This is a genomic window from Globicatella sp. HMSC072A10 (assembly GCF_001811625.1).
Taxonomy (GTDB): domain Bacteria; phylum Bacillota; class Bacilli; order Lactobacillales; family Aerococcaceae; genus Globicatella; species Globicatella sanguinis.
Genome location: NZ_KV805753.1, coordinates 1 through 202 on the forward strand (window position 1 = coordinate 1; position 202 = coordinate 202).

Consider the following 202-nt stretch of genomic DNA (forward strand, 5'->3'; position numbering starts at 1 on the left):
CGGAGAAAACTTCACGATATTTCTTGATTTTGCTTGGTTCTTCAATTGTGACCACTACATTCATCTCACTCAGCTCTGGGTCTTCTTTGAAGAAGTAACCGGGATGAAAGCTGTAAGCTGATGTGGATTCCATGCCGATGACGATTCGATCAAAGTGATAGTCCTGATAGGCTTGAAGAATCCATTCTTTCAGTTCAGTGGC

General features: G+C 42.6%; 1 pseudogene. It reads right to left on the minus strand.

Annotated elements, in window-relative coordinates:
- A pseudogene (locus tag HMPREF2811_RS11425) lies at positions 1-202 on the minus strand (IS110 family transposase); the annotation flags it as partial.